Origin of the sequence: Endozoicomonas sp. ONNA2 (assembly GCF_024606365.1) — a bacterium.
GTDB lineage: Bacteria > Pseudomonadota > Gammaproteobacteria > Pseudomonadales > Endozoicomonadaceae > Endozoicomonas.
This window is the reverse complement of record NZ_JAHHPO010000353.1, coordinates 1-1,541: the sequence shown is the minus strand read 5'-3', so window position 1 is coordinate 1,541 and position 1,541 is coordinate 1. Positions and strand designations below refer to the sequence as shown.

The following is a 1,541-nucleotide window of genomic DNA, read 5'->3' as shown; positions in this document are numbered from 1 at the left end:
TCACATAGCTACGGCTATGCTCCCTCCGTTGTGCCTTGCACAGTACCTGCCCAAGCAGCCAGAAATATTCGATTCCATATGGCCAGCTACTTATTAACGTTGAGTGGTTTTTACTGCCGATTTCCCCCGGGCTGTATTAGAATAGCGACTCACCACCGATATCCAGGCATTTTACAGGCTCGTCCGGCGGGCTGTTAACAGGCTATAGAGGTAATGAATGTTCACAAAGGACATGACCATCGCTGAATTTGATCCGGAACTTAAGGCAGCTATTGATGCGGAAACCCTGCGTCAGGAAGAGCATATCGAGCTGATCGCTTCGGAGAACTATGCCAGTCCAAGAGTTATGGAAGCCCAGGGCAGTGCGCTGACCAACAAATACGCTGAAGGCTATCCCGGCAAACGTTACTATGGCGGCTGCGAGCACGTTGATGTGGTTGAGCAGTTGGCAATTGATCGTGCCAGGGCGCTGTTTGGCGCAGGCTATGCCAACGTTCAGCCGCACTCGGGTTCCCAGGCTAACTCAGCGGTATTTATGGCGCTGCTGAAGCCCGGTGATACGATTCTTGGTATGAGCCTGGCTCACGGCGGCCACCTGACCCACGGAGCCAGCGTCAGCTCCTCTGGCCGAATCTATAATGCGGTTCAGTACGGCATTACGCCTGATACCGGTGAGTTGGATTACGAAGAAGTCGAGCGCCTTGCCCTGGAGCATAAACCCAAACTCATCATTGGTGGCTTTTCAGCATACTCCAGGATTGTTGACTGGCAGCGTTTTCGTGATATTGCCGATCAGGTCGGTGCTTATTTCCTGGTTGACATGGCCCATGTGGCCGGGCTGGTGGCGGCGGGTGTTTACCCTTCTCCGGTGGGCATTGCTGATGTGGTTACCACCACGACCCACAAAACCCTGGGTGGACCCCGCGGTGGCTTGATCCTGGCGGGTGAAGATCAAGAGCTGAACAAGAAACTCAACTTTGCCGTCTTTCCTGAATCTCAGGGGGGGCCTCTGTGCCATGTCATTGCCGCCAAGGCCGTCTGCTTCAAAGAAGCGATGTCCGATGAATTCAAGACTTATCAGGCCCGGGTGGTGGAGAATGCCCGGGCCATGACCCGGGTAATGATGGATCGGGGTATCAATATCGTATCCGGTGGGACCGATGACCATTTGTTCCTGATGGATCTGATCGGTAAGGAATACACCGGTAAAGATGCCGAGGCAGCCCTTGGTCGTGCCAATATCACGGTGAACAAGAACGCGGTTCCCAATGACCCGCGTTCACCTTTCGTGACCAGTGGCCTTCGTATCGGTACGCCGGCTATTACCCGTCGCGGCTTTAATCAACAAGACTCTGCTGCTCTGGCTGGCTGGATCTGCGATATCCTGGACACTCTGGGCGATGGTTCCGCCGATGCACAGGTGGAAGCAGAAGTGAAAGCCAACGTGCTGGAAATCTGTTCGCGTCTTCCGGTTTATAAGTGACCGCTCTTACGATAGACATTAAGCATCTATCTATTAATTCCAGAAGCAAAAGCTTTGA

Annotated in this window: 1 protein-coding gene; it reads left to right on the top strand. The window is 53.5% G+C overall.

From position 1 onward, the window contains the following. The first annotated feature begins 217 nt into the window (after positions 1-217). Entirely contained in the window at positions 218-1,483 is a 1,266-nt protein-coding gene (glyA, locus tag KDK14_RS06380) for a serine hydroxymethyltransferase (RefSeq protein ID WP_257264180.1), read from the top strand. The last annotated feature ends 58 nt before the right edge of the window (positions 1,484-1,541 follow it).